21 protein-coding genes are annotated in these 26,048 nt (G+C 72.5%); 10 read left to right on the top strand and 11 right to left on the bottom strand.

Going from position 1 to position 26,048, the window contains the following annotated elements:
• Positions 1-2: 2 nt before the first annotated feature.
• The 3 genes from ACGFMM_RS34670 to ACGFMM_RS34660 all read right to left on the bottom strand — a co-directional run bounded on the left by ACGFMM_RS34670 (position 3) and on the right by ACGFMM_RS34660 (position 5,770).
• Positions 3-1,556: a DUF5719 family protein gene (locus tag ACGFMM_RS34670; protein WP_393650491.1), complete on the bottom strand. Its 1,554-nt coding sequence runs from the start codon at positions 1,554-1,556 to the stop codon at positions 3-5.
• Positions 1,553-5,218 (bottom strand): glycosyltransferase, encoded by a 3,666-nt coding sequence (locus ACGFMM_RS34665; RefSeq protein WP_393650490.1) that lies wholly within the window; start codon positions 5,216-5,218, stop codon positions 1,553-1,555. Before ACGFMM_RS34665 ends, ACGFMM_RS34670 begins: the two co-directional genes overlap by 4 nt.
• Positions 5,219-5,506: 288 nt before the next feature.
• Positions 5,507-5,770: a WhiB family transcriptional regulator gene (locus tag ACGFMM_RS34660; RefSeq protein WP_318106492.1), complete on the bottom strand. Its 264-nt coding sequence runs from the start codon at positions 5,768-5,770 to the stop codon at positions 5,507-5,509.
• 664 nt (positions 5,771-6,434) lie between these two features.
• Between ACGFMM_RS34660 and ACGFMM_RS34655 the strand changes: the two genes are divergently transcribed.
• The 3 genes from ACGFMM_RS34655 to ACGFMM_RS34645 all read left to right on the top strand — a co-directional run bounded on the left by ACGFMM_RS34655 (position 6,435) and on the right by ACGFMM_RS34645 (position 9,326).
• Entirely contained in the window at positions 6,435-6,959 is a 525-nt protein-coding gene (locus tag ACGFMM_RS34655) for a cysteine dioxygenase (RefSeq protein ID WP_393650489.1), read from the top strand.
• Between the two features lie 13 nt (positions 6,960-6,972).
• Entirely contained in the window at positions 6,973-7,929 is a 957-nt protein-coding gene (gene cofD, locus ACGFMM_RS34650; RefSeq protein WP_393650488.1) for a 2-phospho-L-lactate transferase, read from the top strand.
• A gap of 68 nt (positions 7,930-7,997) precedes the next feature.
• On the top strand, positions 7,998-9,326 hold the full coding sequence (locus ACGFMM_RS34645; protein WP_393650503.1) for a coenzyme F420-0:L-glutamate ligase: 1,329 nt from the start codon (positions 7,998-8,000) through the stop codon (positions 9,324-9,326).
• A 19-nt stretch (positions 9,327-9,345) separates the two neighbouring features.
• Here ACGFMM_RS34645 and ACGFMM_RS34640 read toward each other — a convergent pair whose 3' ends face one another.
• The 3 genes from ACGFMM_RS34640 to ACGFMM_RS34630 form a co-directional block, all read right to left on the bottom strand.
• Entirely contained in the window at positions 9,346-10,341 is a 996-nt protein-coding gene (locus ACGFMM_RS34640; RefSeq protein WP_393650487.1) for a DNA-3-methyladenine glycosylase family protein, read from the bottom strand.
• A 32-nt stretch (positions 10,342-10,373) separates the two neighbouring features.
• Positions 10,374-11,456: a sugar phosphate nucleotidyltransferase gene (locus ACGFMM_RS34635; RefSeq protein ID WP_393650486.1), complete on the bottom strand. Its 1,083-nt coding sequence runs from the start codon at positions 11,454-11,456 to the stop codon at positions 10,374-10,376.
• A 107-nt stretch (positions 11,457-11,563) separates the two neighbouring features.
• On the bottom strand, positions 11,564-12,904 hold the full coding sequence (locus ACGFMM_RS34630) for a peptidoglycan recognition protein (protein ID WP_393650485.1): 1,341 nt from the start codon (positions 12,902-12,904) through the stop codon (positions 11,564-11,566).
• A 137-nt stretch (positions 12,905-13,041) separates the two neighbouring features.
• Between ACGFMM_RS34630 and ACGFMM_RS34625 the strand changes: the two genes are divergently transcribed.
• From ACGFMM_RS34625 to ACGFMM_RS34610, 4 genes are all read left to right on the top strand, one after another.
• A complete protein-coding gene (locus tag ACGFMM_RS34625; protein WP_393650484.1) occupies positions 13,042-13,794 on the top strand; it encodes a TIGR03089 family protein in 753 nt (250 codons plus the stop codon).
• Between the two features lie 145 nt (positions 13,795-13,939).
• On the top strand, positions 13,940-15,106 hold the full coding sequence (locus tag ACGFMM_RS34620) for an LCP family protein (RefSeq protein WP_393650483.1): 1,167 nt from the start codon (positions 13,940-13,942) through the stop codon (positions 15,104-15,106).
• A gap of 254 nt (positions 15,107-15,360) precedes the next feature.
• Complete coding sequence (locus tag ACGFMM_RS34615) at positions 15,361-17,109, top strand: LCP family protein (RefSeq protein ID WP_393650482.1); 1,749 nt, start codon at positions 15,361-15,363, stop codon at positions 17,107-17,109.
• 53 nt (positions 17,110-17,162) lie between these two features.
• The gene (locus ACGFMM_RS34610) at positions 17,163-18,878 is read left to right on the top strand and encodes an LCP family protein (RefSeq protein ID WP_393650481.1); all 1,716 of its coding nucleotides are present in this window, start codon (positions 17,163-17,165) and stop codon (positions 18,876-18,878) included.
• Between the two features lie 101 nt (positions 18,879-18,979).
• Here the strand turns inward: ACGFMM_RS34610 and ACGFMM_RS34605 are convergent, their stop codons facing one another.
• The gene (locus tag ACGFMM_RS34605; RefSeq protein WP_393650480.1) at positions 18,980-20,011 is read right to left on the bottom strand and encodes a glycosyltransferase family 2 protein; all 1,032 of its coding nucleotides are present in this window, start codon (positions 20,009-20,011) and stop codon (positions 18,980-18,982) included.
• 217 nt (positions 20,012-20,228) lie between these two features.
• Between ACGFMM_RS34605 and ACGFMM_RS34600 the strand changes: the two genes are divergently transcribed.
• Positions 20,229-21,593 (top strand): LCP family protein, encoded by a 1,365-nt coding sequence (locus ACGFMM_RS34600; RefSeq protein WP_393650502.1) that lies wholly within the window; start codon positions 20,229-20,231, stop codon positions 21,591-21,593.
• Between the two features lie 41 nt (positions 21,594-21,634).
• Here the strand turns inward: ACGFMM_RS34600 and ACGFMM_RS34595 are convergent, their stop codons facing one another.
• Positions 21,635-22,168 (bottom strand): acyl-CoA thioesterase, encoded by a 534-nt coding sequence (locus tag ACGFMM_RS34595; protein WP_393650479.1) that lies wholly within the window; start codon positions 22,166-22,168, stop codon positions 21,635-21,637.
• A gap of 131 nt (positions 22,169-22,299) precedes the next feature.
• On the opposite strand from ACGFMM_RS34595, the gene ACGFMM_RS34590 reads away from it, so the two are divergent.
• Positions 22,300-23,577, top strand: coding sequence for an LCP family protein (locus ACGFMM_RS34590; protein WP_393650478.1), 1,278 nt, complete (start codon positions 22,300-22,302; stop codon positions 23,575-23,577).
• Between the two features lie 88 nt (positions 23,578-23,665).
• Positions 23,666-23,974 (top strand): antibiotic biosynthesis monooxygenase family protein, encoded by a 309-nt coding sequence (locus tag ACGFMM_RS34585; protein ID WP_393650477.1) that lies wholly within the window; start codon positions 23,666-23,668, stop codon positions 23,972-23,974.
• A 27-nt stretch (positions 23,975-24,001) separates the two neighbouring features.
• Here ACGFMM_RS34585 and ACGFMM_RS34580 read toward each other — a convergent pair whose 3' ends face one another.
• The 3 genes from ACGFMM_RS34580 to ACGFMM_RS34570 form a co-directional block, all read right to left on the bottom strand.
• On the bottom strand, positions 24,002-24,658 hold the full coding sequence (locus ACGFMM_RS34580) for a hypothetical protein (protein ID WP_393650476.1): 657 nt from the start codon (positions 24,656-24,658) through the stop codon (positions 24,002-24,004).
• A gap of 87 nt (positions 24,659-24,745) precedes the next feature.
• Positions 24,746-25,840 carry a hypothetical protein gene (locus ACGFMM_RS34575; protein ID WP_393650475.1) on the bottom strand — a complete coding sequence of 365 codons (1,095 nt, stop codon included), beginning with the start codon at positions 25,838-25,840 and terminating at the stop codon, positions 24,746-24,748.
• Positions 25,841-25,952: 112 nt separating this feature from the next.
• Positions 25,953-26,048: acyl-CoA dehydrogenase family protein (locus ACGFMM_RS34570; RefSeq protein WP_157849844.1), on the bottom strand; the 96-nt coding region annotated here is incomplete at its 5' end.

The raw sequence follows: 26,048 nt of genomic DNA, 5'->3' as shown, positions 1-26,048 counted from the left end.
GGTCAGTCGTCGAGGACGGACAGGTCCTGGCGGGCGGTCGGCACGTCGACGGTGCCCCGGTCGTCGCCGATGGTCTGGATCGTGAACATCGGGACGCCGTCCTTCGGCAGCGCCAGCAGCCGGGCCGCGTGCACCGGTCCGCCGGAGACGTGCTCGACCGTCAGCGCGTAGCCGCCCTTCAGCCCGGACGGGACCGGCGGGACGAACGAGGTCGTCGTGCCGGCCTTCACCGTCACCGTCTTGGTGACGCTCGCCCCGCCGCCGCTGCCCGCCGAGGCGGTCACCTTCACCTGGGCGGTCTCGCCCGGCGCGGTCAGCGAGAGCGTCGAGCCCGTGGCCCGGTTGTCGGCGACGGTCCCGCGGGCCGTGACCGGCGCGGTGGCCTGCACGAAGCCGAGTTCCTGCTTGCCGGGCTTGCCGCGCACCACGCGCAGCGCGGCCACGACCGGGGTCTGCCGCTTGGGGTCGGCCGGGGTGATCAGCAGCGCGCCGGCCTCGCCGCGGGTCAGGTTCGGCAGGTCGAGCGCGGCGGTCATGCCGGACTTCACGGTCAGCGACTCGCCGCCGGCCGGGACGATGGTGCCGGACGCCCCGACGAACCTGACCTTGAGCTCGGCGTCGTCGTCGCCGGGCGCGTACGCGACGAGCCGGACGCCGGTCGCGTCGGCGGGGATGCCGGGCAGCACGGCCGTCGGGGAGGCGTCGGCGGAGGCGGGCAGCCAGTCGCTGCCGACCTTGTCGTCGGCGGCCCGGACGACCGCGCCGACGCGGCCGGTACGAGTGGTCACGTGGACGGTCACGTCGGCCGTGGGGGGCTCGGCGGTCAGCGTGGAGAGCAGCACCGGGACGCTGGAGCGGGCCGGGACGGAGATGCCGTCCGTGAGCACGGACTTCAGTTTGCCGCCGGGCCCGTACAGCTCGATGTCGGCGACGGCGGCGGTGTCGTCCGGGTTGGTCAGGTGAACGTAGTCCTGGCGCTCCTTGGCCGTGGAGGCGGCCGGGAACCAGACGTCGGTGTCGGGCGGGGTGCAGGTGACGCCGAGCAGGCCGCGGGCGCCGCCGGCCGGGACGACGGTGGTCTGCTGGGTGGTCCAGCCGGGGGCGAGGGCCCCGGTCGCGGTGCCGAACAGGGCGGGGGCGGCGGGGCCGTTCGCCTCGGCGGTGACGGGCGTGCCGGGCTTGGTCAGGGTGACCGTGGGCTTGCCGGGCGCGGGCTTCTTCGCCGCGTCGGCGGCCTTCTTGGGGTCGGTCTGGACGAGGGCGACCGTGGACGGGAGCAGTTCGGCCTTGTCGGCGGGCTTGTCCGCGTCGCTCTTGCCGCCCGCGTCGGGGACGGCGTTGCCCTTCGAGGGCGGGGTGAACGAGGTGTAGTCGGTCTCGGCGACCTCGGAGGTGCTGGGCGCGGGGCAGAGCAGGGTGGTGCGCTCGACGGGCAGCCCGAGCGGCAGCGAGAGGTCGACCTTCTTCGTGCCGTCGGGGGCCGCCAGGGCGGCGAAACCGGTGACCGCGGCGAGGGCGGTGGCGGCCGCGATCAGGGAGAGGGTGGTGCGCTTCACTGGTTGCTGCTCCCGTCGGGACGCTGCTCGGTCTCGTTGCCGTAGCCGTAGCCCTGGCCGTACGCGTCGTACTGCTGCGGCTGCTGCTGTGCCTGCTGCTGCCCGTACGGGTCGTACGCCTGCTGGTCGCCGTACTGCTGGTCCCCGTATTGCTGCTGGTCCCCGTACTGCTGCTGGTCCCCGTACTGCTGCTGGGCGTACGGGTCCGCGTAGCCCTGCTGCTGCGCGTACGGGTCGTAACCCTGCTGGGCGTACGGATCGGCGTACCCCTGCTGCTGCGCGTACGGGTCGTAACCCTGCTGGTCGCCGTACTGCTGCTGCCCGTACGGATCGGCCGCGTACGGCTCCGTGTACGGCTCCGCCTGCGCGGGCACCGGGACCGGCTCGGGCTCCGGCTCCGCCGGTTCCGCGGCCGTCGCCGCGGCGACCTCCGCCTCGGCGGCGGCGCGCAGCCGGCGGGCGCGGCGGCCGTCGCCCTCCATCGCCTGGGCGGGGATGACGAGTTCCTCGTCGGGCAGGTCGTCGTCGATCTCGCGGCGCCGGCCGGGCAGGGCGAGCACCAGGAGGACGACCGCGAGGAAGGCCTGCGACCACACCCACACGGTGTGGGTGAGCGGCGCGTCGTACGTGAGGTCGAGCCGGCCGCCATCGGCGGGGAGCTCGAAGCCCTGGGCCCAGCCGTCGACGGTGGTCTTCGTCAGGGCCTTGCCGTCGAGGGTGGCCGTCCAGCCGTCGTCGGCTCGGTCGGCGATGCGCAGGATCCGGCCGGCCGGGCCGGAGGGGATCTTCGTGTGCGCCTCGACGCGGTCGGAGGCGACCGGCATCGGCTCGACGGGCTCGTCGCCCCGGGCCGGCGGGACGATGGTGGCACGGGCGACCTGGCGGTCGACCCGCCACAGGGCGCTGCCGTCGAGCTGGCTGAGCCGGCTCAGGCCCGGGGTGGCGTCGAGGACGCGGCTCATCTGGCGCGGCGCGCCGTCGCGGACCAGGACGTAGCGGATCGCGAAGCCGCTGAGCTGGTCGGTCTGGTCGGCGCCGGAGCCGGCCACCAGGTGCGCGACGACCTTGTCGAGGCGCGGGTCGCCGCCGCCGGTGGTGGCGAGCTCGGCGTCGCCGAGGACCCCGCCGGAGCCGCGGACCAGGACGTACTGGACCTCGCCGGGCGAGGAGCCGCCGAGGACGAGGGTGCGGGGCTGGTCGCGGGTGCCGGACTCCTCGGCGACGAACGCCGGGACCTGCACGGGGTCGCGCCGGGTCAGCGGGCCGTCGGCGCCGCCGATCATCCAACCGGCGGCGGCGGCCAGCGGGCCGACCGCGGCGGCCAGCGCGACCAGGGCGGCGACGGGCTGGCGCCAGCCGAAGCCGTGGGCGGCGACGCGGGTACGGCCGCCCTCGGCGCCGATCATGCCGGCGGTGAGCAGGGCCGCGCCGTAGACGAGGGTGGCCGGGCCGGCCCAGCCGGAGGCGTTGGTGAGCGCGGCGAAGGCCAGGCCGGCGAGGGCGGTGGCCCAGGCGGTGCGGACGGCGAACTGCCGTTCCTCGCGCAGCAGACCGGCCAGGGCGGCGAGCACGATGCCGACCAGCAGCAGCCCGCCGACCGTGCCCGGGCCGCCGGGGCTGAGGGCCAGCAGGTCGAGCGCGGAGGCCGCGCCGGGGCCGAGGTCGAGGCCGGCCTCGCGCAGGAACGCGCCAGGGTCGGTCAGCAGGGTGAGCGACCAGGGGGCGAGGACCAGCAGCGGGGTGCCGACGGCGGCGAGGAAGCGCAGCCCGTACGCGGGCAGGTCGGAGCGGCGCAGCACGAGCACGGCCGCGCCGAGGACCACGGCGACCGGCCACACGACGGGCGTGAACGCCATGGTGAAGGTGAGCAGGAAGGCGTACGCCCAGGTGGCGCGCCAACTGCCGCGGTCGGGCCGGTTGAAGCCGTGGGCGGCGACGGCGGCGCGGGCGATCAGCGGGAGCACGATCGCGAGGACCGCGGTGCCGAGCCGGCCGGTGGCGAGCGCCCCGGTGACGGCGGGCAGGAAGGCGTACGCGACGGCACCCCAGGCGCGCAGCAGCCGGGACTCGACGAGCGAGCGGGAGGCGAAGTACGCGGTGAAGCCGGCGAGCGGGACCGAGCAGACGAGCAGCAGGGTCAGCGCGAAGCTGGTGGAGCCGAGGAACAGGGTGGAGAGCCCGGCGAGCACGGCGAGGTACGGCGGGGCGGTCTGGGTGCCGCCGGTGCCGAGGGGGTGCCAGACGTCCGCGTACCGGCCCCAGAGTTCGGCGACGGAGTCGGGGGCGGGCAGCAGGGCGCCGCCGGTGAGCGCGCCGCCGGCGTACAGGCCGCGGCAGGCGACGAGGGAGACGAGGAGCAGCAGGGCGAAGAGCACCGGGCCGGGCTTGCGGGCGATCTTCTTGAGCCGGGCGAACTGCTCGATCTCCATGTAGTCGGCGTCGTCGCCGCCGGGGCCGGACTCGACGACGCCGTGCCGGGAGCCGCCGGAATCGGCGTCGGAGCCGCCGAAGTCGGAGACGGCCTGTTCGACGGTGGCGCGGACGGTGGCGCCGGGCGCGGGGAAGAGCGGCTTGAGTTCGCTCGGGGCGACGGCCGGGTTCTTGCGGCGGCGGCGGGCGGCGAGGATCCGCTCGGGCCTCAGCAGCACGGCGAACAGGCCCATGACCTCGTCGACGGCCTGGCCGGGGACCTTGCCCACGAGGTAGGTGAGGGTGCGCAGCAGGGTGCCGACGACCAGCCGGAGCAGGACGTACGGCAGGGTGGCGCCACGGGTGTTGGCCAGCAGCGTGTAGACGGCGCCGGACTTGTCGACGCGGTGCGGGCTGGCCACGGAGCGGCCCGCGCAGTCGACGGTGCGGCGCTCGCGGGCGGACGCCTCGGCGTGCCGCAGGATCGCGTCGGGGGCGACGAGGACGCTGTGGCCGGCGGAGTGGGCGCGCCAGCACAGGTCGACGTCGTCGCGCATCAGCGGCAGCCGGCGGTCGAAGCCGCCGAGCTGCTCGAAGACGTCGCGCCGGATCAGCATGCCGGCGGAGGAGACGGACAGCACGGAGCGGACCTGGTCGTGCTGGCCCTGGTCCTGCTCGCGGCGGTCGAGGCCGGTCCAGCGGCGGCCGCTGCGGGCGATGGAGACACCGACCTCGAGCAGCTGCTTGCGGTCGTACCAGCCGCGCAGCTTGGCGCCGACGACGGCCGCGTACGCGTCGGCGTCGGCGACCCGCAGGAGCTCGGCGAGGGCGTCCGGGGCGGGGGCGGAGTCGTCGTGGAGCAGCCAGAGCCACTGCACCGGTTCGCCGTGCGGCAGTTCGGGCATGTCGTACGCGTCGTCGCGCCAGGTCCGGCTGACCGGGTCCCAGCCGCTGGGGCGCTTGAGGTACTCGAGCTCCTCGGGGCCGAGGACGGGCGCGGTGCGCGCGGCCTCCTCGACGGCGGCGCCGAAGCCGGTGCGGCGGGCGAGGTGGAGGACCCGGTCGTCGCCGAGCGCCTCGGTGAGCAGGCGGGCGGAGTCGTCGGCGCTGCCGGTGTCGGCGGCGATGACGTTCTGGACGGGTCGTTCCTGGGCGAGCAGCCCCGCGAGGACGTCGGGCAGCCAGCGTGCGCCGTCGTGGGAGACGAGCACGGCGGTGACGACGTGGCGCGGAAACTCGGGAGTTGCTGACATCGAGGTACGGGCCCTCCGGCACCGGGGGTCGCCCGCGGGGGGCGTGGGGAGCTCTCGGACGGAGGCCCACACTAACGGCTGCGGGGTGCCGGGTTCGCAGCCTGTGGACAAAGGGCTGTGGACAAAGGGCCGCGAAGGACGGGCAGTGGACGGCGGCCGCTGACGTGTGACGCGGACGTGGGGCGCGGACGGGGGGCGCGGACGGGGGGCGTTCACGAAAAGCGTCCGCCGCCCGTGCGCTGTGCACGGGCGGCGGACGGCAGTTCTCGCGTCGTGGCCTGGTCGGGGTCAGACGGCGGCCTTCTTCAGCCGGCGGCGTTCCCGTTCGGACAGACCGCCCCAGATGCCGAAGCGCTCGTCGTTCTGCAGGGCGTATTCGAGACATTCGGACCGGACCTCGCAGGCGAGGCAGACCTTCTTGGCCTCCCTGGTCGAGCCGCCCTTCTCGGGGAAGAAGGACTCGGGATCGGTCTGGGCGCACAGTGCGCGCTCCTGCCAGCCGAGTTCGTCGTCCGCGTCCTCGACCAGCAGTTCCTGGAACAACTCGGTCATGTGCGCCCCTCGTCCGTCATTTGCGTCCCCGTGCGTTGCCGTCGCCTTTCGGCCGAACGACACGAGTGAAATTACAAGTTCGTAGCTCCGCGCGAGTCAAGCCGAGATCTGCTATTGGGCCCGTATTCACTCTGCGGAACTAAGCCTATGCGGAAAGTGTTCAAATCGCCAAAAACCATGACACAACCTACGGCCTCGACGACGTCGCACCCTCTCGGACAGAGAGACGTCCCGGACGTGGATCATGTTGCGATCCAGCCACGGAAGCGATCCGGATCACAGTCCGATCACGGAGCCCCCGCCGCGTTTAAAGGGCACAACTGCTGCGCCATGTCTCCCACCCTCCGACTGCACAAACCTTTCTCCGGACGGAGTAACCGGATGAGGTGAAACATTACCGCCAAATCGGGCATTGGGTTGACAGTCGGGACGTCGCCCGCCACCTTTGATTCCATGCCAGCGACCACAGCGCACTCCGCGACCCACGCCCGTGGGTTCCGCAGCGCTGTCCAGGCGCGCTGTTGCTGTTGCTGTTCCAGCTGTTGATGCCGTAAGCGCTCCAGCGAACTCCCCGAGGCCGACGCCCCTCCCGCGTCGTCGCCCCTGCGTCACCCCGCACTCGCCTGCACTCCCCTGCACGTACTGCCGAGGAACCACCGCACCCATGAACAGCGACAGCGACCTTCAGATCGCCGGCGACATCCTTGAAGTCCCGCACCTGCTCCAGCCCGCCAAGGAGCACCCCACCACCGTGGCCGAGTTCGCCGGCCTCGCCCGCGAGCTCGCCGCCGACCGCGCGCAGTGGGCCCACCTCGTCGAGTACGACGCCACCACCCGCTGGTACCACCGGCTGCGCACGGGGCCCGGCTACGAGGTCTGGCTGCTCTCCTGGGTCCCCGGCCAGGGCAGCGGGCTGCACGACCACGGCCGCTCGTCCGGTCTGCTGACCGTCCTGGACGGCGAGCTGACGGAGCGTACGGAACGGGGCCGGCGGACCCTGACCCCCGGCGCACAGCAGGTCTTCGCGCCCGGCTACGTGCACGAGGTCGTCAACGACTCCCTCGAACCGGCCGTCAGCCTGCACGTGTACTACCCGGGCCTGACCGAGATGCCGATGCACGAGGCGACACATCAGGCCACGCACCAGGCGCAATGCGCCCCGGCTGCGGACGTGATCGTCTCCGCCTGACAAACTGCTCCGTATGCGCATTGTGGTTCTCGCCGGCGGCATCGGTGGCGCCCGCTTCCTGCGCGGTCTGCAGCAGGCCGCCCCGGACGCCGACATCACGGTCATCGGCAACACCGGTGACGACATCCATCTGTTCGGGCTGAAGGTCTGCCCCGACCTCGACACGGTGATGTACACCCTCGGCGGTGGCATCAACGAGGAGCAGGGCTGGGGGCGGACCGACGAGACCTTCCACGTCAAGGAGGAGCTCGCGGCGTACGGCGTGGGGCCGGAGTGGTTCGGCCTCGGCGACCGGGACTTCGCCACGCACATCGTCAGGACGCAGATGCTGGGCGCCGGCTACCCGCTCAGCGCCGTCACCGAGGCGCTGTGCGCGCGCTGGCAGCCGGGTGTGCGGCTGCTGCCGATGTCCGACGACCGGATCGAGACGCACGTCGCGATCGAGACCGACGGCGAGCGGCGGGCGGTGCACTTCCAGGAGTACTGGGTGAAGCTGCGCGCCTCCGTGGACGCGCTGGCGGTCGTGCCGGTCGGCGCGGAGCAGGCGAAGCCGGCGCCGGGCGTCCTGGAGGCGATCGCCGAGGCCGACGTGATCCTCTTCCCGCCGTCGAACCCCGTCGTGTCGATCGGCACGATCCTCGCCGTCCCGGGGATCCGCGAGGCGGTCGCCGCCGCGGGCGTGCCCGTGGTGGGCCTCTCGCCGATCGTGGGCGACGCGCCCGTGCGCGGGATGGCGGACAAGGTGCTGGCGGCGGTGGGCGTGGAGGCCACGGCGGCGGCGGTCGCGGAGCACTACGGCTCCGGGCTGCTCGACGGCTGGCTCGTCGACACCGTCGACGCGGGTGTGGTGGCGCAGGTGGAGGCGGCGGGGATCCGCTGCCGCGCGGTGCCGCTGATGATGACGGACGTCGAGGCGACGGCGGCGATGGCCCGCGAGGCGCTGGCACTGGCGGACGAGGTCCGCGGGTGACTGCGGAGCAGACGGCGCCGATGACTGCGGAGCAGACGGCATCGGTGGCCGTGCAGCCGGCGGCGCGGATGACGGTGGGGCAGGCGGGAGTGGCGGCGCGGCCGGCGCCCGTCGAGTACCGCGTCCGGGCGGTCGACGGGCTGCCCGAGGTGAAGCCGGGCGACGACCTGGCGAAGCTGATCGCCTCCGCGGCGCCGGATCTGGCGGACGGGGACGTCGTCCTCGTCACGTCCAAGATCGTCAGCAAGGCGGAGGGCCGGATCGTCGCCGCGGACGACCGCGAGAAGGCCATCGACGCCGAGACCGTGCGCGTGGTGGCGCGGCGCGGCGCGCTGCGGATCGTCGAGAACCGGCAGGGCCTGGTGATGGCCGCGGCCGGCGTGGACGCGTCCAACACCCCCGCCGGGACGGTGCTGTTGCTGCCCGAGGACCCGGACGGCTCGGCGCGCGGGATCCGGGAGGGACTGCGCGAGGCGCTCGGCGTGGACGTCGGCGTGGTCGTCACCGACACCTTCGGGCGGCCGTGGCGCACCGGGCTCACCGACGTGGCGATCGGCGCGGCGGGCGTGCGGGTCCTGGACGACCTGCGGGGCGGGACGGACGCGCACGGGAACCCGCTCAGCGCGACCGTGGTCGCCACCGCCGACGAACTGGCCGCCGCGGGCGACCTGGTGAAGGGCAAGGCGGCGGGGCGGCCGGTCGCGGTGGTCCGTGGCCTGCCGCACCTCGTGGGCGGCACGGAGGACACCCGCGCGCTGGTGCGGGGCGCGGCCGACGACATGTTCCGGCTGGGCACCTCGGAGGCCGTGCGGGAGGCCGTGACGCTGCGGCGGACGGTACGGGAGTTCACGGACGAGCCCGTCGACCCGGGGGCGGTGCGGCGGGCCGTCGCGGCCGCCGTCACCGCGCCGGCGCCGCACCACACGACGCCGTGGCGCTTCGTGCTGCTCGAGTCGGCGTCCTCGCGGACCCGGCTGCTCGACGCGATGCGGGACGCGTGGATCGCGGACCTGCGGCGGGACGGCAAGTCGGAGGAGTCGATCGCGAAGCGGGTGCGGCGCGGGGACGTGCTGCGGGGCGCGCCCTATCTCGCGGTGCCGTGCCTGGTGGCGGACGGTGCACACCACTACGGCGATCCGCGCCGCGACGCCGCGGAGCGCGAGATGTTCGTGGTCGCCGCGGGTGCGGGCGTGCAGAACTTCCTGGTGGCGCTGGCCGGCGAGCGGCTCGGCTCGGCGTGGGTGTCGTCCACGATGTTCTGCCGTGACGTCGTACGGGACGTCCTCGCGCTGCCCGCGGACTGGGACCCCATGGGCGCGGTCGCCATCGGGCATCCGTCGGCGGCGCCGAAGGAGCGGCCGGTGCGGCGGGCGGACACGTTCGTCGAGGTGCGGTAGGCCCGGTCCGGTCCGTCGCTCAGAGCCGGGCGATGTCGCCGGGGGTCATCCTCGGCGCCCGGCGGGGCGGGACGCGGCCGCTGAGCAGGATGAGCCGGGCGGCGCGGTGTCGCTGGCCCGCGTACGGGGCGAGGAGTTCGAGCATCGCGGCGTCGTCGGCGTCGCGGTCGCCGCCGAGCGCGTAGCCGACGATCCCCGGCAGGTGCAGGTCGCCGACGGTGACGGCGTCGGGGGCGCCGTTGCTGCGCTGGACCGTCTCGGCGGACGTCCAGGGGCCGATGCCGGGGATGAGTTCGAGCCGCTCCTGGGCCTTGTCCGGCTCCATGGCGGCGGCCTCCTCCAGGCGGTTCGCCACGCGGGCGGCGCGCAGGATCGTGGCGGCGCGCTTGTCGTCGACGCCGGCGCGGTGCCACTCCCAGGACGGGATCTGCCGCCAGGTCCGCGGATCGGGCATCACGTACATGCCGTCGGGGGCGGGGCCGGGCGCCGGTTCGCCGTGGCGGCGGACGAGCAGGCGCCAGGCGCGGTACGCCTCGTCCGTCGTGACCTTCTGCTCCAGGACCGACGGGATCAGCGACTCCATGACCAGCCCGGTCCGCGTCAGCCGCAGGCCGGCGCGGCGGCGGTGCGCGGCGGCGACGAGGCGGTGGCGGGGGACGAAGGCGGCGGGGTCGTCGTCCGCGCCGAGCAGCGCGGGCAGCCGGTCGAGCAGCCACTCGGCGCCGGCGCCCCAGGCGTCGGCGTGCGCGGCGCCGCCGTTGAGGCTCACGCGCAGCGTGCCCGGGCCGTCGGGCGTCCGGCTGGCCCGCCAGACGGAGCCGTCGGGGGTGGTCCGGAAGGTCGGGTCCGCGGGGCCGCGTCGCAGCGGCCCGAGGGTGAGCCCGAGATCGGTGACCTCGGGCAACACCCACTCCCTCGCCGCCGACCTGCCGGCGCGCGCGGCAGGCACGGGTACGTGACCGCCCCGGTAGGTGGCCCGGGTGGTGGGAGTACGGGGCACGAAACGACCGGCCATGCGTACGAGCGTAACGGGCGGCGGTGCCGCCTCTACTCGTCTGACGAGAAGCGGATGGCGTTGGGGGGGAGGGTGGTGTTGCACCAGACTCTGGCGCCGGTGTGGAGTTCGTTGTCGGGGCCTACGTGGGCGCCGTCGCCGACGACCGCGCCCGTCAGGAGGGTGCGGGCGCCGATGCGGGCGCCGGCGCCGACCAGGGAGTCCGTGATGACCGCGCCGGGCTCCACGACCGCGCCCGCCAGGATCGCGCTGCCGCTGATGCGCGCGCCGGCGCCCACGACCGCGTCCTCGCCGACGACCGTGCCGCCGGTGAGCTTGGCGTCCGGGGCGACGCGGGCGGACGGCAGGACCAGGCGGTCGCCGCAGCGGCCCGGGACCGCGGGGGACGGGGCGCGGCCCAGGACCAGGTCGGCGGAGCCGCGGACGAAGGCCTGCGGGGTGCCGAGGTCGAGCCAGTACGTGGAGTCGACCATGCCCTGCAGGTGCGCGCCCGAGGACAGCAGCCCGGGGAAGGTCTCGCGTTCGACGGAGACCGGTCGGCCCGCCGGGATCGTGTCGATGACCGAGCGCCGGAAGACGTACGCGCCGGCGTTGATCTGGTCGGTGACGATCTCCTCCGGCGTCTGCGGCTTCTCCAGGAACGCCGTGACGCGGCCGGTCTCGTCCGTCGGCACGAGCCCGAAGGCCCGCGGGTCCGCGACCCGCGTCAGGTGCAGCGACACGTCCGCGCCGGACGAGGCGTGCGTCGTGACCAGGGCGCGGATGTCCAGGCCGGTGAGGATGTCCCCGTTGAAGATCAGGACCGGGTCGTCGGGCCCCGAGTGCAGCCGCGACGCCACGTTGCGGATCGCTCCGCCGGTGCCGAGCGGCTCCTCCTCGGTCACGTACTCCAGGCTGAGCCCGAGTGCCGAGCCGTCGCCGAAGTAAGGCTCGAAGACCTCCGCCAGGTACGACGTGGCCATGACGACGTGGTCGACGCCGGCGGCCCGCGCGCGGGCCAGCTGGTGGGTGAGGAAGGGCACTCCCGCCGCCGGGATCATCGGCTTCGGCGTGTTCACCGTCAGCGGCCGCAACCGCGTTCCCTTGCCGCCGACGAGGAGGATCGCTTCTGTCACCAGTCGTCTCTGCTTCCTGCTCGTGCCGGTCACACCACCGTTCCTGCGATGTGACCGGTCAGTTTATGCAGATGATCGGACCGATGACCGAATGGGGTGTACGTGTATCAAGCACGCCCCTGATATTTCGCGGACGCGGTCCGGGTGGCGCCGAGCTTGCTGTACAGCCGGGCTCCGGGGCACGAGGTCAGGAAGCCGTCGCGGTGCCCGGAGATGACGTTGAGTTTGACCTTCTTGCCCTTCTTGTACCGGTTGCCCCCACCGGACGTCAGCGTCGTCTTCGCCTTCGGGTTGGCCCCGAAGAGCCCCAGCTTCCAGGCCGTCAGCCGCGCCACCGCGGTCGTCGCGGCCGCGGGCGGGCTGCTCGACCCGAAGGTGCCGAGAACGGCGATGCCCATGCTGTCGGTGTTGAAACCGCGGGTGTGCGCGCCCAGGACGGCCCGGGTCACTCCCCCGGCCCGGCCTTCGTAGATGTTTCCGCACTTGTCGACGGCGAAGTTGTAGCCGAAGTCCCGCCAGCCCATGCTCACGACGTGGTAGCGGTAGATACTGCGCAGGACGGAGGGGGCCTGCTTGCAGGTGTAGTTGTTGCCGGTCGCGCTGTGGTGCACGAAGGCCGCCTTGACCTTCTTCGTGTACACGAACTTCTTCTCGCGCAGCTTCTCGTTCGCGCCCCAGCCCTTGCGGGTGACGATCCGGGGCCGCGGCCCGATGTACGGCTTCGCCCGCAGCGCCGCCTCCTCCTGCTCGTACCGCGCTTCCTCCTGCGCGTACCGCGCCTCGGTCTGCCGCCGGGACAGCGCCGGGATCACCGTGCCCTCGGGCGCGGCGAAGGACAGCGACCGGAGCGGGCCGCCGGTGCTCGTCTCCGCCGCCGGGTCCGCGCCCGGGTCCACCAGCTCCAGCCGCAGCCCCTGGGGCAGCGGTTCGGCGCCCTCGGGCCGTACGCGGACCTCGACGCCGTCCGAGTCGCCCACCCACAGCGGGGCGGTCGCGCCGCGCACCGGGCCGGACGCGCGCTCCTGCACGCCGGGATCGGCTCCGTCGTCGCTGTGGGTCTCCATGTCCTGCCACGGCGACCAGGACGCGCCGCCGGCGGCGCGGGTCCGGACCTGGACGCTGCCGTGCAGCTCGGCCCCGGCGTCGTCCCAGACGACGCCGACCAGCGAGAACGGTCTGACGTCCTGTCGGGTCAGCCCCCGCACGGCGACGGAGCCGGCCGCGCGGCTGCTGCCCAGCACGTCGAGCGCGAGGGACTGGGTGCTCCCGGAGGCCGCATCCCCCGCCGCGACCTCCCCCGCCGCGCGGGAGGACGGGGAGGGCGAGGAGGACGAGGAGAGCGGGTCGGCAGGGGTCGGTCCTCCCGCGGCGCCGGCCGCGGGAGCGAGAGGAAGGACGAGGGCGGCCGTACACACGACGCCGATGGAGGTAGCAAGGTAGGCACGCATGCTGAGATCGTGCGGAGCGCCGCCCCGATCCGCGCGCCGGGATCCCGCCCGGAAACTGACGGCCCGTCGGTCCGACCGGAGGACCGCGTCACCGGTACGGCGGTGCCCCGCGGGCCCGTCCGCGTACCCTTGAGCGGGTGAACGCCACCGATCGCACCCCCGCCGACCTGCTGCGATCCGCGCTCGCCGCGGATCCCGCCCGCCCCTTGGTCACCTTCTACGACGACGCCACCGGTGAGCGCGTCGAATTGTCCGTGGCCACGTTCGCCAATTGGGTGGCGAAGACGGCCAATCTCCTCCAGGGCGAGCTCTCCGCCGAGCCGGGCGACCGGCTGGCGCTGCTGCTTCCGGCCCATTGGCAGACCGCCGTCTGGCTGCTCGCCTGCTCGTCCGTCGGCGTGACGGCCGAGCTCGGCGGCGACCCGGCCGGCGCGGACCTCGTGGTCGCCGGTCCGGACCGGCTCGACGAGGGCCTGGCCTGCTCCGGGGAGCGGATCGCGCTGTCCCTCGCCCCGCTGGGCCGCCGCTTCCCGGTCGCGCCGGCCGGGTACGCCGACTACGCGGTGGAGGTGCCGAGCCAGGGCGACCGGTTCGCCCCGTTCGTCCCGGTCGATCCGGACGCTCCGGCGCTGGCTGTGGCCGGCACGGAGCTGACGGGGGCCCAGCTCGTGGAGCGGGCGCGGGCCGACGCCAGGACGCTGGGCCTCACCCCCGGGGTGCGGGTGCTGACGGGCCGCCCGTACGACTCCTGGGAGGGCGTCTCGGCCGGGCTGTACGCGCCTCTGGCGGCCGGCGGCTCGGTCGTGCTCTGCCGCCACCTGGACCGGCTGGACGCGGACGGGCTCGCGAAGCGGGTGGACAGCGAGCGGGTCACACTCACCGTCGACTGACCGCCGCTGCGGCCGGCCCCGGCCGGCTCCGCCTTTCCGCCACCCGTCCGGCGCAGCGACGCGCCGAGCCCCCGGGCTCGCGCGTCAACGCCGGTACATGATCGGCTGGTACGCCCCTTGACCCCTCGACGGACGGGACCCGGACGTGACGGACAGCGCAGGCAGCCCGGCCCCGGACGGTCCGGCGGGCGACGGGGAGCCGGGCGGTCGCGGGCGCGGGCGGCGCTGGCTGCGGTGGACGGCCTTCGGCTGCTCGGTGGTCGTCCTGGGCGCGGCCGCCACGGGCTGGTGGCTGTACCGCAAGCTGGACGCGAACATCACCACCGACACCTCCGCAGAGGCGGAGCTGCGCCGCTACGAGAAGGAGCGCCCGAGGCCGGGGGCGCTGGGGGCGCAGAACATCCTGATGATCGGCTCGGACACCCGGGCCGGCAGCGGCAACCGCAAGTACGGCCGGGACAAGGGCACCCAGCGCTCGGACACCACGATCCTGCTGCATCTGTCGGAGGGGCGGTCCAGCGCGACGGCGATGTCGGTGCCGCGCGATCTGATGGTGCGGATCCCGAGTTGCCGCAAACCGGACGGAACGCGCACGCGTGAACAGTTCGCCCAGTTCAACTGGGCGTTCGAGTTCGGCGGCACGGCCTGCACCATCCGCACCCTGGAGAAGCTGACCGGGATCCGGATCGACCACCACATGGTGGTGGACTTCCGCGGCTTCAAGAGGATGGTCGACGCGGTGGACGGCGTGGAGGTCTGCCTGAAGGAGCCGGTGAACGACCCGGACGCGCACCTGAAGCTGCCGGCCGGCCGGCACACGCTCCGCGGCGAGCAGGCGCTGGGCTTCGTACGGGCCCGCAAGTCGCTGGGCAACGGCAGCGACACCGAACGCATGGACCGGCAGCAGCAGTTCCTCGGGGCGCTGGTCAACAAGGTGCAGAGCAACGGCGTCCTGCTCAACCCGACGAAGCTGTACCCGGTGCTGGACGCGGCGACCAAGGCGATCACCACCGATCCGGGCCTGGACTCGCTGCGGGACCTGTACGACCTGGCGCGCTCGATGCGCAGCGTGCCGACGGAGAAGGTGCAGTTCCTCACGGTGCCGAGGCGCCCGTATACATACGACGCGAACCGCGATGAATTGGTACAACCCGCGGCGAACCAACTCTTCAAGCGGCTGCGCGAGGACGAGCCCGTGGACGTCGCCCCGGACGACGAGGACGAGGGCGGACGGTACGAGTCGGACAGCCCGGAGCCCGAGCCGACCCCCACGTTCTCCGGCCGCAACGCCGCGGAGGGCGTGTGTTCATGACGTGACCGTCCGGTCACGCGCAGGCGAATTGGTAAAGCGCTGCTCAAACCACGTCCGGCAGGAAACGGTGTTTGCGCGAATTGCCCGCTTGTAAGGTGCGTGGAATTTGTCACGGACGTCGCCCCACGCTGAACTGGGCGGATAGTGTGACGCGATCCGGTGCCGCGACCACGTGGTCGCGCACTGACGAGGATCGAACGCATCGAGCGCCCGGGGGAGGCGCCGCGTCGCACCGACGGAGGACTCAAGCAACCGTGGACGCGCACAGCCGTGGACGGGCGGACGAGATCGACCCCGCCGACCAGTGGGTACTCAACCCGAGGACCGGCAACTACGAACTGCGACTGGACCGTTCCGCTGGGCAGTCGGCACCCGTATCCGGCAGGCGCGGCCCCACTCCCCCGAGCCCCAGAACCTCCGGCCGCGCCCCTGAGGACGGCCGCCGCTCCGGCGCGCCCGAGGCCCCGCCCGTCCCCGGCCAGCGCCGGCGCCGGGTCGCCGAGGGCCAGGGCCGCGACGGCGAGCCGCCGGCCGGGCGCCGCAAGCGCAAGACGGCGAAGTCCCGCAGGAAGAAGGCCCTGATGTGGACCGGCGGCGTGACGGCCTTCGTGGTCGTCGCGGGCGCCGTGGGCGCGTACGCGCTGTACGAGCACTTCAACGGGAACATCAAGACGGTCGACGTGGCCGGGGCGAGCGGCGGCGGGTTCAAGGAGGGCCAGGCCTTCAACATCCTGCTGATCGGCACGGACAAGCGCACCGGCTCCGGCAACGCCGGCTACGGCGACAAGAACAGCCCCGGGCACGCCGACACCACGATCCTGTTCCACGTCTCCGCGGACCGCACCAACGCGACGGCCATGTCGATCCCGCGCGACCTGAAGACCGACATCCCGGACTGCGAGACCAAGACCGCCGAGGGCACGAAGTCCATCCCCGGCGAGCGGGACGTCCGCTTCAACACCAGCCTCGGCCAGGCCGGCCGCGACCCCGGCTGCACCATGCGCACGGTCACCGAGCTGACCGGGCTGAGCGTGGACCACTTCATGATGGCCGACTTCAACGCCGTCAAGGAGATGACGACGGCCGTCGGCGGCGTGAAGGTCTGCCTGAAGAAGCCGGTCAAGGACAAGGACTCCAAGCTGAACCTGCCCGCCGGCGAGTCGGTGGTGGCGGGCGAGCAGGCCCTGGCGTTCGTACGCACCCGGCACAGCTTCGGCAACGAGAGCGACCTGGACCGGATCAAGGTCCAGCAGCAGTTCCTGAGTTCGATGATCCGTCAGATGAAGTCGGACGAGACGCTGACCAGCCCCACCAAGCTCTACGGGCTGGCCGAGGCGGCCACCAACGCGCTGACCGTCGACACCGGGATAGGGAGCATCTCCAAGCTCTCCGACCTGGCGAAGGAACTCACCCCGATCGACCCGAAGAACATCACCTTCGCCACGCTGCCGGTGATCGACAACCCGGCCGAGAAGATCAAGGCGACCGTCGTCCCGCACCCGGAGAAGGCGCAGCAGTTGTTCGCCCTGATGAAGGCCGACACCTCGCTCACCGCGGTGAAGAAGAAGGAACAGGACGCCAAGAACGCCCAGGCGAACGCCCAGGCCGCGCTCCTGAAGGGGCCCCGCGCGGAGGCCTCGAAGGTCCGGGTCGACGTCTACAACGGCAGCGGCATCACCGGCGCGGCCCAGAACACGATCAACTGGCTGCAGAACGACGCGGGCGTGTCCCGCTCCACGAACAAGAGCAACGCGCCGCAGAAGCAGGCCACGACGACGCTGGAGTACGCGCCGAACCAGGCCGACCAGGCACGGAAGCTGGCGGATCTGATGGGCCTGCCCGCGACGGCGCTCAAGCAGGGAACGCAGCAGGCCGGTGAAAGGGAACCGATGACCCTGATTCTCGGCTCTGACTTCAAGGGCGCGGGGGTGCCCCTCACCGGACCGGCCAAGGTGCCGGACATCGAGAAGGTAGAAGCCGACAAGAAGGTGTGCGCCGCGTGACCCGGAAATCCCGGGCCCACGGCCGCACCTGAGTATGCGAGGGGGGCCCAGGGGTGGGACAGAGCAGCGTGCGTGGGGAGGGGGCGCGAGAGCGCGTTCCGCGCGCCGGTGATCGTGGCTGGGACGACAGCCTGTACGAGGACGCGGGCACGATGGGCCTGCGCGTCCGGCCGGGCTCCGGCGACGGCGGCTCGGACGACGCCGGCGGTGGCACGAGCCACCGGCGCGGCGGGCCGCGCCGCCGTGCCAAGAAGTCCGGAAAGCGCAAGATAGTCAAATGGGTGGCGGCCACGGTGTCGCTGCTCATACTCGGCACGGCCGGCGCGGGTTACTGGTACTACGAGCACCTCAACGGCAACCTGCGCTCCGGCGGCCGCAGCGGCGGCGACAGCGGTGTGAAGAAGGCCCCACCGAACGCTCTGGGCAACACTCCGCTGAACATCCTGCTGATCGGCTCCGACAGCCGGGCGGACCCGAAGAACGTGGCGCTGGGCGGCGGCAAGAACCTGCGCGAGCAGAAGCCGCTCGCGGACGTGCAGATGCTGCTGCACATCTCGGCCGACCGGAAGAACGCCTCCGCCATCTCGATCCCGCGCGACACGATCGTCAAGATCCCGGAGTGCAAGGACGACAAGGGCCAAACCTACGCCGCCACCAGCAACCGGCCCATCAACGAGTCGCTGCAGCGCGGCGGTCCGGGCTGCACCCTGACCACGTGGGAGACCCTGACCGGCGTCTACGTCGACCACTGGATGATGATCGACTTCGCGGGTGTGGTCTCCATGGCGGACGAGGTCGGCGGCGTCCCGGTCTGCGTCGAGACGGGCGTCCACGACAAGCCGACCCGGCTGGTCCCCGGCGGCTCCGGGCTCCAGCTGCGGAAGGGCACCACCGACATCCAGGGCGAGCAGGCGCTCCAGTGGCTGCGGACCCGGCACGCCTGGGGCAACGACCAGGGGCGTGCCAAGGCCCAGCACATGTACATGAACGGCATGTTCGAGAAGCTGCAGAAGCAGAACGCCTGGTCCGACACCGGCCAGCTGCTCGGTCTCGCCGAGACGGCCACCAAGGCGCTCCAGGTCTCCGACGAACTCGCCTCGGTGAAGGCGCTGTTCGACCTCTCCATGCAGCTGAAGAACGTGAAGCTGAACCGGATGACGACGGCCACGGTCCCGACGGTCGCGTACCGGTTCGACGACGACCGGCTCGAGATGGTGCCGAGCTCCGCGGACAAGATCTTCCGGATGATCCGCGAGGACGTCGCCATGGACAAGAACGGCGACCCGAAGGACGCCAAGCCGTCCACGAAGCCGTCCACGAAGCCGGGCCCGCCGGCGGCGGCTCCGGGCTCGCTCGGCGTCACGGTGATCAACGGCACCGGCTCCGAGACCCAGGCCCCGGTCGGCGGCCGGGCCCGCAGCGTGTCCGACACCCTGAAGGGCAAGGGCTTCACGCGGGCGAACTCCTCGCAGGGGGCCGAGCCGCGCAAGGACAGCGTGGTCAAGTACCCGAAGAGCGAGGGCGAGCAGGGCAAGGCCGACGCGGTGTCGGTCGCCACGGCGCTCGGCATGCCGGCGACGGCGGTCCGGGCCGACGCCACCGTCGACGGGATCACCGTCGTCGTCGGCGGCGACTGGCGCGAGGGCGCCGTGTACAAGCCGGCGAAGACGGAGGCCGGCGATCTGCCGGACGGCTCGGACGTGGTCCGGGCGGACGAGAAGCACTGCATGCCGGTGTACGGGCCCTACCGCTGGGACGGGAAGAGCTGACCCGACGGCACACAAGGAGAGGCCGCCCGGTGCGTGACGCACCGGGCGGCCTCTTCCTCTTGCTTCTCGCCTCTTGCTTCTCGCCTCTTGCCTCTTGCCCGTCAGACCTGCGCGGTCTTCACCGCCGGGCGGCGGCTCGCGATGACCTTCTTCGCCAGGGAGCGGGGGCTGGTGAGGAAACCGAAGCCCCAGGACATGTGCATGGTGGCCAGCGCCACCGGGATCTGCAGCCGGGCCTTCAGCGGCAGGCCCTTGCCGGCCGGGAGCGAGCCCACGGTGATCGCGGCGAGGTAGCCGGCCGGGATCACGAAGCCGAGCGGGCTGAGCGTGACGCCCGCCACGAGACCGGCCGCTATGGCGCAGACCGCGGTCGGCGGGGCCAGGTAGCGCAGGTTGATGGAGCCCTGGTGGTAGCGGGCCACCACGTGCCGCCAGCGGCCGTAGTCCTTGTACTGCTTCGCCAGCGCGCGCACGCTGGGCCGCGGCCGGTACTGGACGCGCAGCTCGGGCGAGAACCAGATCAGTCCGCCGGCCTCGCGGATCCGGAAGTTCAGCTCCCAGTCCTGGGCGCGGATGAACTCCTCGTTGTAGCCGCCCTGCTGCTCCAGGGCCTCGCGCCGGAAGACGCCGAGGTACACCGTCTCGGCCGGGCCGGCGGCGCCGCCGGTGTGGAAGGCCGCGTTGCCCACGCCGACCTTCGACGTCATGGCGGCGGCGACGGCGTGCTCCCAGTCGTTCTCGCCCTCGGCGTGCATGATGCCGCCGACGTTCTGCGCGCCGGTCTCCTCCAGGAGCCGCACGGCGGTGGCGATGTAGTCGGGCGACAGCATGCCGTGACCGTCCACGCGCACCACGATCGGGTGACGGGACGCCTTGATCGCCGCGTTCAGAGCGGCGGGCGTCCGGCCCGTGGGGTTGGGCACGGTGTGGACCCGCTTGCGGTGGTCGGACTCGGTCTCGCGGACGAGTTCGGCGGCGATCTCGTCGGTGCGGTCCGTGGACGGCCCGAGCGCGATCACCACCTCCATCTCGCCGTCGTACTCCTGCTGGAGGATGTGACGGACCGAGTCGCGCAGGTGCCGCTCCTCGTTGAGGACCGGCATGATCACGGAGACGGGGGGCATGGCGTTCATCGTCGGCCACGTTACCGCGAATGGGGGACATGGTCGCGCGCCGCGGGGTCCGGGCCCGCTGCCGCTGATCGTATGGACCTACGGTTCTGTCGGTCTCCCTCACCCACCGGAGGTGTCCCCGGTGCCCACACCGCCCCGCGCGCCCCGTCCCCGGCCGGCCGGCCGCCGTCCCGCCCCGGCCCGCCGCGTCGGACGGGAAGAGCGGCCCCGCTGGGGGATGCGGTTGGCGACCACGCTGTCGGTGCTGGTGCTGGGGGCGGGCGGGATCGGGCACGTCCTGATGACGGGCCTGGACACCGGGATCGACCGGATCGACCCGTTCAAGGACATGAAGAACCGCCCACAGGCCGGGCACGGGATGAACGTCCTGCTCGTCGGCACCGACAGCCGGGAGAAGATCACCAAGGCGGAGAAGGAGAAGTACAGGCTGGGCGGGGCGCCGTGCCGCTGCACCGACACGGTGATGCTGGTGCACCTCTCCGAGGACCGGGAGCGGGCCAGTGTGGTGAGCCTGCCGCGGGACTCGTACGCGGAGATGCCCGAGCACGTCGACGCGACCACCGGCCGGCACCACGACGCGCACCCGGTGAAGCTGAACGCCGCGTACGCGGAGGGCGGGCCGGCGCTGACCGTGCGCACGGTCGAGAACATGACCGGGGTCAAGATCGACCACTATCTGGAGATCGACTTCACCAGCTTCATGCGGACGGTCGACGCGGTCGGCGGAGTGGAGATCTGCACCGCGAAGCCGATGAAGGACACGTACACGGGCCTGGCCATGCCCGCGGGCCGGCACCGGCTCAGCGGCGGGCAGGCGCTGCAGTACGTGCGCTCCCGGCACGTCGACGGGGCGGCGGACCTGGGCCGGATGCAGCGCCAGCAGCGGTTCCTGGCGGCGCTGATCCACCGGATCACCGGCAGCGGGGTGCTGCTGAACCCGGTGCGGTTCCGCGAGGTCGCCACGACCGTGCTCGGCTCGGTCCGGGCCGACCAGGGCTTCGGCGCGGACCGGATGCTGGCCCTGGCGAAGGCGATGCGGGGCTTCGGACCGGCGTCGTCGGAGTTCGTCTCGGTGCCGGTGGGGGATGTGAGCTTCCCGGTGAAGGGGATCGGCTCGACGGTGAAGTGGGACGCGAAGAAGGCCCGCAAGCTGTTCCGGGCGCTGCGGGAGGACAAGCCGCTCGCCCCGCACCGGGGGCCGGCGCTGAAGCGGGTCGTGGTGGACGTGCCGCCGCGGGAGATCCGGGTGCAGGTCTACAACGGGACCCGCACGGACGGGCTCGGCCGCAAGGTCGACGCGGCCCTGCGCGGCACCGGCTTCGACACCACCGGGGCCCCGCTGAACGGCACGGGGCCGGTGGTGCGGCGCACCCTCGTGACGTACGACCCCCGCTGGGACCGCTCGGCGAAGTCCCTGGCGGCGGCGCTGCCGGGGTGCGAGCTGAAGGCGGTGCCGGGGCAGGGGCGGACCCTGCGGGTCACCGCGGGGGCGGACTACAGGGGCGTGACCCCGGTCCGGCCGGAGCAGACGCAGAGCGGCGAGTTCGATGCGGTGACCGGGGACCAGGTGGTCTGCGGGTAGCCGGGCCGCGGGCCCGGCCGGTGGGGCCTCCGGCCCCGGGGTCAGTCGTCGTAGCCCTCGGCGGCGCGGCGTTCGCGGAGTTCCTTGATGGCGCGGCGGCGGGCCAGGCGGTGGGTGCGGCGGATCTGGGCCTCCTGGTAGCGGCGCTTGTCCCGCTCGGTCTCCGGGACCACCGGCGGCACCGGCCGCGGCTTGCCGTCCGCGTCGACGGCGGCGAAGACCAGGTAGGCGGAACCCACCTGCTGGGCCGGCGTGGACTCGTTCCAGCGCTCGGCGAGGACCCGGACGCCGACCTCCATGGAGGACCGTCCGGTCCAGTTGACCTGCGCCTTCACATGCACCAGGTCGCCGACGCGGACCGGCTCCAGGAAGACCATCTCGTCCATGGAGGCGGTCACGGCGGGACCGCCGGAGTGACGGCCGGCGACGGCCCCGGCGGCGTCGTCGACCAGCTTCATGATCACGCCACCGTGCACCGTCCCCAGGAGGTTGGTGTCGTGGGCGGTCATGATGTGGCTGAGCGTGGTCCGCGACGCGGAGGTGGGCTTGCCCGGGATATCGCCCTGATCTGTCATGCCGTCCACCTTATGCCGAGCTTTGCCGGGTGCTTCGGCGCGGTCACCTTTGCATCAGCTTGGCAACAGGGCCGGTGCGATTGTCCACCCGGCCTGTCGGCGCCGCCGGGGCGGACGGCACACTGTTCCGCATGAATGACTGGCAAGGCGGTTACGGCCACGGCAGCACGGGCGACGAGCCGGAGGGCCCGCGTGCGATGCGTCACGTGCGCGCGCAACGGCAGCGCCCGCCCGCCCCGCAGCAGCCCCACGGCCAGGGATACGACCAGGGCGGCCAGGGCTACCAGCCGAACTACACCCAGGCGCAGAACACCGGATACGACTCCGGGTACAACACCGGGCAGGTCTACGGCGGCCCCCAGGGCGGCGGCCGCGGCACGGTCCCGCCGCCGCGCGACCCGTACGACGACGGCTACGGCCCCGCCGCCCCCGACTGGCGCCGGCGGATCAAGGTCGGCTCGATCGTGGCGCTCGTCGTGGTGCTGGGATGGGCCGGCGGCACGTACGCCTGGGCCAGCTCCAAGCTGCGCGGCGAGGTCGACCTCGCCAAGGTCATCGAGCGCCCCGCGGAGGGCGACTGCACCACGTACCTGATCGTCGGCTCGGACAGCCGCGAGGGCATGACCGCCGAGGAGAAGAAGAAGCTGCACACCGGCTCCGCCGAGGGCAAGCGGACCGACTCCATGATGATCCTCGCCGCCTGCTCCAGCGGGAACACGATGGTCTCGCTGCCGCGTGACTCGTGGGTGACGATCCCCTCCTTCGTCGGCTCCGAGTCCGGCAAGACGTACAAGGCACGCGGCGGCTCCAAGCTGAACGCGGCGTACGCCATGGACGGGCCCGAGCTGCTGGTGCGCACCGTCGAGTTCAACACCGGGCTGCGCATCGACCACTACGCCGAGATCGGCTTCGCCGGCTTCGCGAACATCGTCGACGCGCTCGGCGGTGTCGAGATGAACATCGAGAAGGGCTTCAAGGACAAGAACTCCGGCGCGAACTTCCAGGCCGGCACGCAGACCCTCAACGGCGAGCAGGCCCTGGCGTTCGTCCGCACCCGGTACGCCTTCGCCGAGTCGGACCTGGCGCGCACGAAGAACCAGCAGAAGTTCCTCTCCGCGCTCGCCAACCAGGCGGCGACGCCCGGCACGATCGTCAACCCGTTCAAGCTCTACCCGACGCTGGGCGCGGGCCTGGACACGCTGATCGTGGACAAGGACATGTCGCTGTACGACCTGGGCAAGATGTTCTTCGCCATGAAGGGCATCAGCGGCGGCAACGGCAAGTCCATGAACATCCCGATCTCCGGCAGCGCGCCGCAGGGCTCGCTGAAGTGGGACATGCCGAAGGTGAAGCAGCTGGTCGGCCAGATCCAGAACGACGAGCCGGTGACGGTCACGTCGAACCGCTGATGACCGGCGGGGCTGATGACCGGCGGGCTGATGACCGGCGAGTAGCGGCCTAGCCTGGTGGGAGGGGCTCCCAACGAGGTGGTGTGCCATGACGGACGACAGCAAGTTCTGGCAGTCCGGCAGCTGGCGGGTCTCCGAAGGCAAGGAGGACGAGTTCGTCGAACGGTGGACGGCCTTCCTGACCTGGACCAAGAAGGAAAACGACGGCTTCCTGTTCGCCCGGCTCATCCGTGACACGGCCGCACAGGGCCACTTCGTCTCCTTCGCGTCCTGGCGCGATGCGGAGTCGATCGCCGCGTGGAAGAGCAGGCCCGAGTTCGGCGAGCACTTCGGCGCCTGCAAGGCCCTGTGCGACGAGATGCAGGCGAGCGGCTACGTCCTGGCGGTGTCCGTCTAGCGCCCCCCGTCCTGCACGGGGGGGTGCTCAGCTCCCGAACGGGTTCGCGTGCCCCGGCAGCTGCTGGCCGGGGCGCAGGAACCGCTGCCTTCCGTGCTCGTCGCGGACCGCGGCGAACCCGGCGGCGGTCAGCCGCTCGGTGATCTTCCGGCGCCGTATGTCACCGATCCTGAAAGCGAACAGCAGGAATCCGGACATGAGCGCGCCGCCGATCAGGGCGCCGAGGTAGAACCCGGAGATCAGCAGCATCAGCACCACGACACCCATGCCGCCCCAGGCGATCCGCTTCTGCCCCGCGGTCGCGGCATCGGCCATCGCGTCGAAACCTATGCGGTCCTTGAGGTGCGCCACCGCCTGCTCCGTCTCGGGGAGCGGCTTGAGGGTGCCCGGCCGCAGCCCGGGGACCGGACCGCCCTGGCCGGCCTGCGGAAAGGCGGCGATGGTGGCCGCCTCGCGCGCGCGTGCCTCGGGGCGAGGGTCGCGGTACATGACCACGGCCAGGGTCGAATCGTTCTGTCCCACGCGCCCCGGACGCCAGGCCTCGCCGTACTCGAAGCCGTACTGCTCCACGACCGCGGCCTGCACGGCGAGCCTCCCGGCCCTGCCCATCCCGTCCTGCAGCTCGACGACGTCCTGAGTGGCGATCTGCCGCAGCAGACCCGACACCGTGGAATCGACACTCATGACTGTCCCGCCCCTTGTTCACGCGATATGGCGCGGGGAGTGTAACCAAGGGGCGGGTCCGGGACGGAGGGCACCCCTCCACTTACCTCAGGCGCCCGGTAGCAGACTCTCGGCCTTTTCCCGGATCTCGGGGCGCAGCGAGGTGTCTGCGGCAAGGCGGGTCAGGACCTCACGGCTGTACGGGTGCTCGTACATGACGCCCAGCATGTACAACGCCTTCTCCGCGGCGGCATCGCGCTCCACGTACCGCTGGGCGAGGTCCATGGCCCACGGCGTGACCTCGTCCGGCCTGCGGTAGCCGAGGGACCCGAGGTGGTGGAACGCCCCGGCGGCGATCTCCGCCCGGATCCGCGTGACCTGTCGCTCGACGAAGTCGTCGGCGCTCACGTCGAGCCCCAGCAGCTCGCACTCGCCCCGCAGCTCGACCATCCGCTCCTGGGTGACCTGGCTCGGGTGCGGCATCAGGTCCCCCTCCACGATGCGGATGTCGAGCCATTCCGGGCGCTCGGCGTAGTCCACCTCATCGTCCCCGTCCTTGCTGTGCCATTCGGCCGGCGGTTCCGGCCAGGCCAGCCGCTCGGCGGGCAGCAGTGCCTCCAGGACCCGCCGCAGGAGGCCGGTGTCGTCCGTCCATTCGATGCCGCCGCCGTGCGCGGAGACGGGCAGCTCCCGCACCCCCGCGGGCAGCAGGGGTTCCTCACCCTCGACGGCCTCCCGGGAGCGGGCTCGGTTGTCGTCACGGCGCAGCCAGATCAGCCACTCGCGCGCCCTGGCCCTGACGTACTCGTCCACCGACGGGTCACGCACCAACCGCAGCAGGACCTCTTCGCCGACCGGACGACCGAGCGTGTGCAGGAAGCCCACCGCCTCGTACTCCAGGAATCGGGCGTACACGCAGCGCTCCGCCAGCTCTGCGGCCTCGGCCTGCTCGGCAGAGCCCAGGCCGCCGGCTTCCAGGCGCTTCTCGAGAGACCACCACACTTCATAAGTGGAGGCGGACAACCGCTCCCGCTCCCGATGGCTCTCGAACTTCCGACGGTACTCCTGCGGGAGCGCCAGGTCCGGCTCACGCAGGAACCGCTCGTACAGGTCCTGCATCCCGTCCGTCCACCCGTACCCGAGCGGCGGCACGGCGGCGAGCGCCGCTGCCACCACGTCGAGGTCGGAACGTGCGCTTGTCACTTCACATCCAGGTATGCCATGGCCGCCGCCGGGTCCTCCGGGCCCAAAGTCGATCAGGCGTGGGCTCTCAAGGGCCCACGCCGACAGACCGGTTCGCCGACGGGCCGCCGCGCTACGGGAGGTTGCGGGCCATGACGATGCGCTGGACCTGGTTGGTGCCCTCGTAGATCTGGGTGATCTTGGCGTCGCGCATCATGCGCTCGACGGG

Origin of the sequence: Streptomyces sp. NPDC048604, assembly GCF_043199435.1 — a bacterium.
GTDB lineage: Bacteria > Actinomycetota > Actinomycetes > Streptomycetales > Streptomycetaceae > Streptomyces.
Note: the sequence above shows the minus strand (reverse complement) of the source record. Positions and strands in the feature narration are given on the sequence as shown.

Excerpts from the sequence above, each read along its gene's own strand:
- ACGFMM_RS34665 (WP_393650490.1), bottom strand. The coding sequence starts at position 5,218 with ATGTCAGCAACTCCCGAGTTTCCGCGCCACGTCGTCACCGCCGTGCTC.
- ACGFMM_RS34660 (WP_318106492.1), bottom strand. The coding sequence starts at position 5,770 with ATGACCGAGTTGTTCCAGGAACTGCTGGTCGAGGACGCGGACGACGAA.
- ACGFMM_RS34655 (WP_393650489.1), top strand. The coding sequence starts at position 6,435 with ATGAACAGCGACAGCGACCTTCAGATCGCCGGCGACATCCTTGAAGTC.
- cofD (WP_393650488.1), top strand. The coding sequence starts at position 6,973 with ATGCGCATTGTGGTTCTCGCCGGCGGCATCGGTGGCGCCCGCTTCCTG.
- ACGFMM_RS34645 (WP_393650503.1), top strand. The coding sequence starts at position 7,998 with ATGACGGTGGGGCAGGCGGGAGTGGCGGCGCGGCCGGCGCCCGTCGAG.
- ACGFMM_RS34640 (WP_393650487.1), bottom strand. The coding sequence starts at position 10,341 with ATGGCCGGTCGTTTCGTGCCCCGTACTCCCACCACCCGGGCCACCTAC.
- ACGFMM_RS34630 (WP_393650485.1), bottom strand. The coding sequence starts at position 12,904 with ATGCGTGCCTACCTTGCTACCTCCATCGGCGTCGTGTGTACGGCCGCC.
- ACGFMM_RS34605 (WP_393650480.1), bottom strand. The coding sequence starts at position 20,011 with ATGAACGCCATGCCCCCCGTCTCCGTGATCATGCCGGTCCTCAACGAG.
- ACGFMM_RS34600 (WP_393650502.1), top strand. The coding sequence starts at position 20,229 with ATGCGGTTGGCGACCACGCTGTCGGTGCTGGTGCTGGGGGCGGGCGGG.
- ACGFMM_RS34595 (WP_393650479.1), bottom strand. The coding sequence starts at position 22,168 with ATGACAGATCAGGGCGATATCCCGGGCAAGCCCACCTCCGCGTCGCGG.
- ACGFMM_RS34590 (WP_393650478.1), top strand. The coding sequence starts at position 22,300 with ATGAATGACTGGCAAGGCGGTTACGGCCACGGCAGCACGGGCGACGAG.
- ACGFMM_RS34585 (WP_393650477.1), top strand. The coding sequence starts at position 23,666 with ATGACGGACGACAGCAAGTTCTGGCAGTCCGGCAGCTGGCGGGTCTCC.
- ACGFMM_RS34580 (WP_393650476.1), bottom strand. The coding sequence starts at position 24,658 with ATGAGTGTCGATTCCACGGTGTCGGGTCTGCTGCGGCAGATCGCCACT.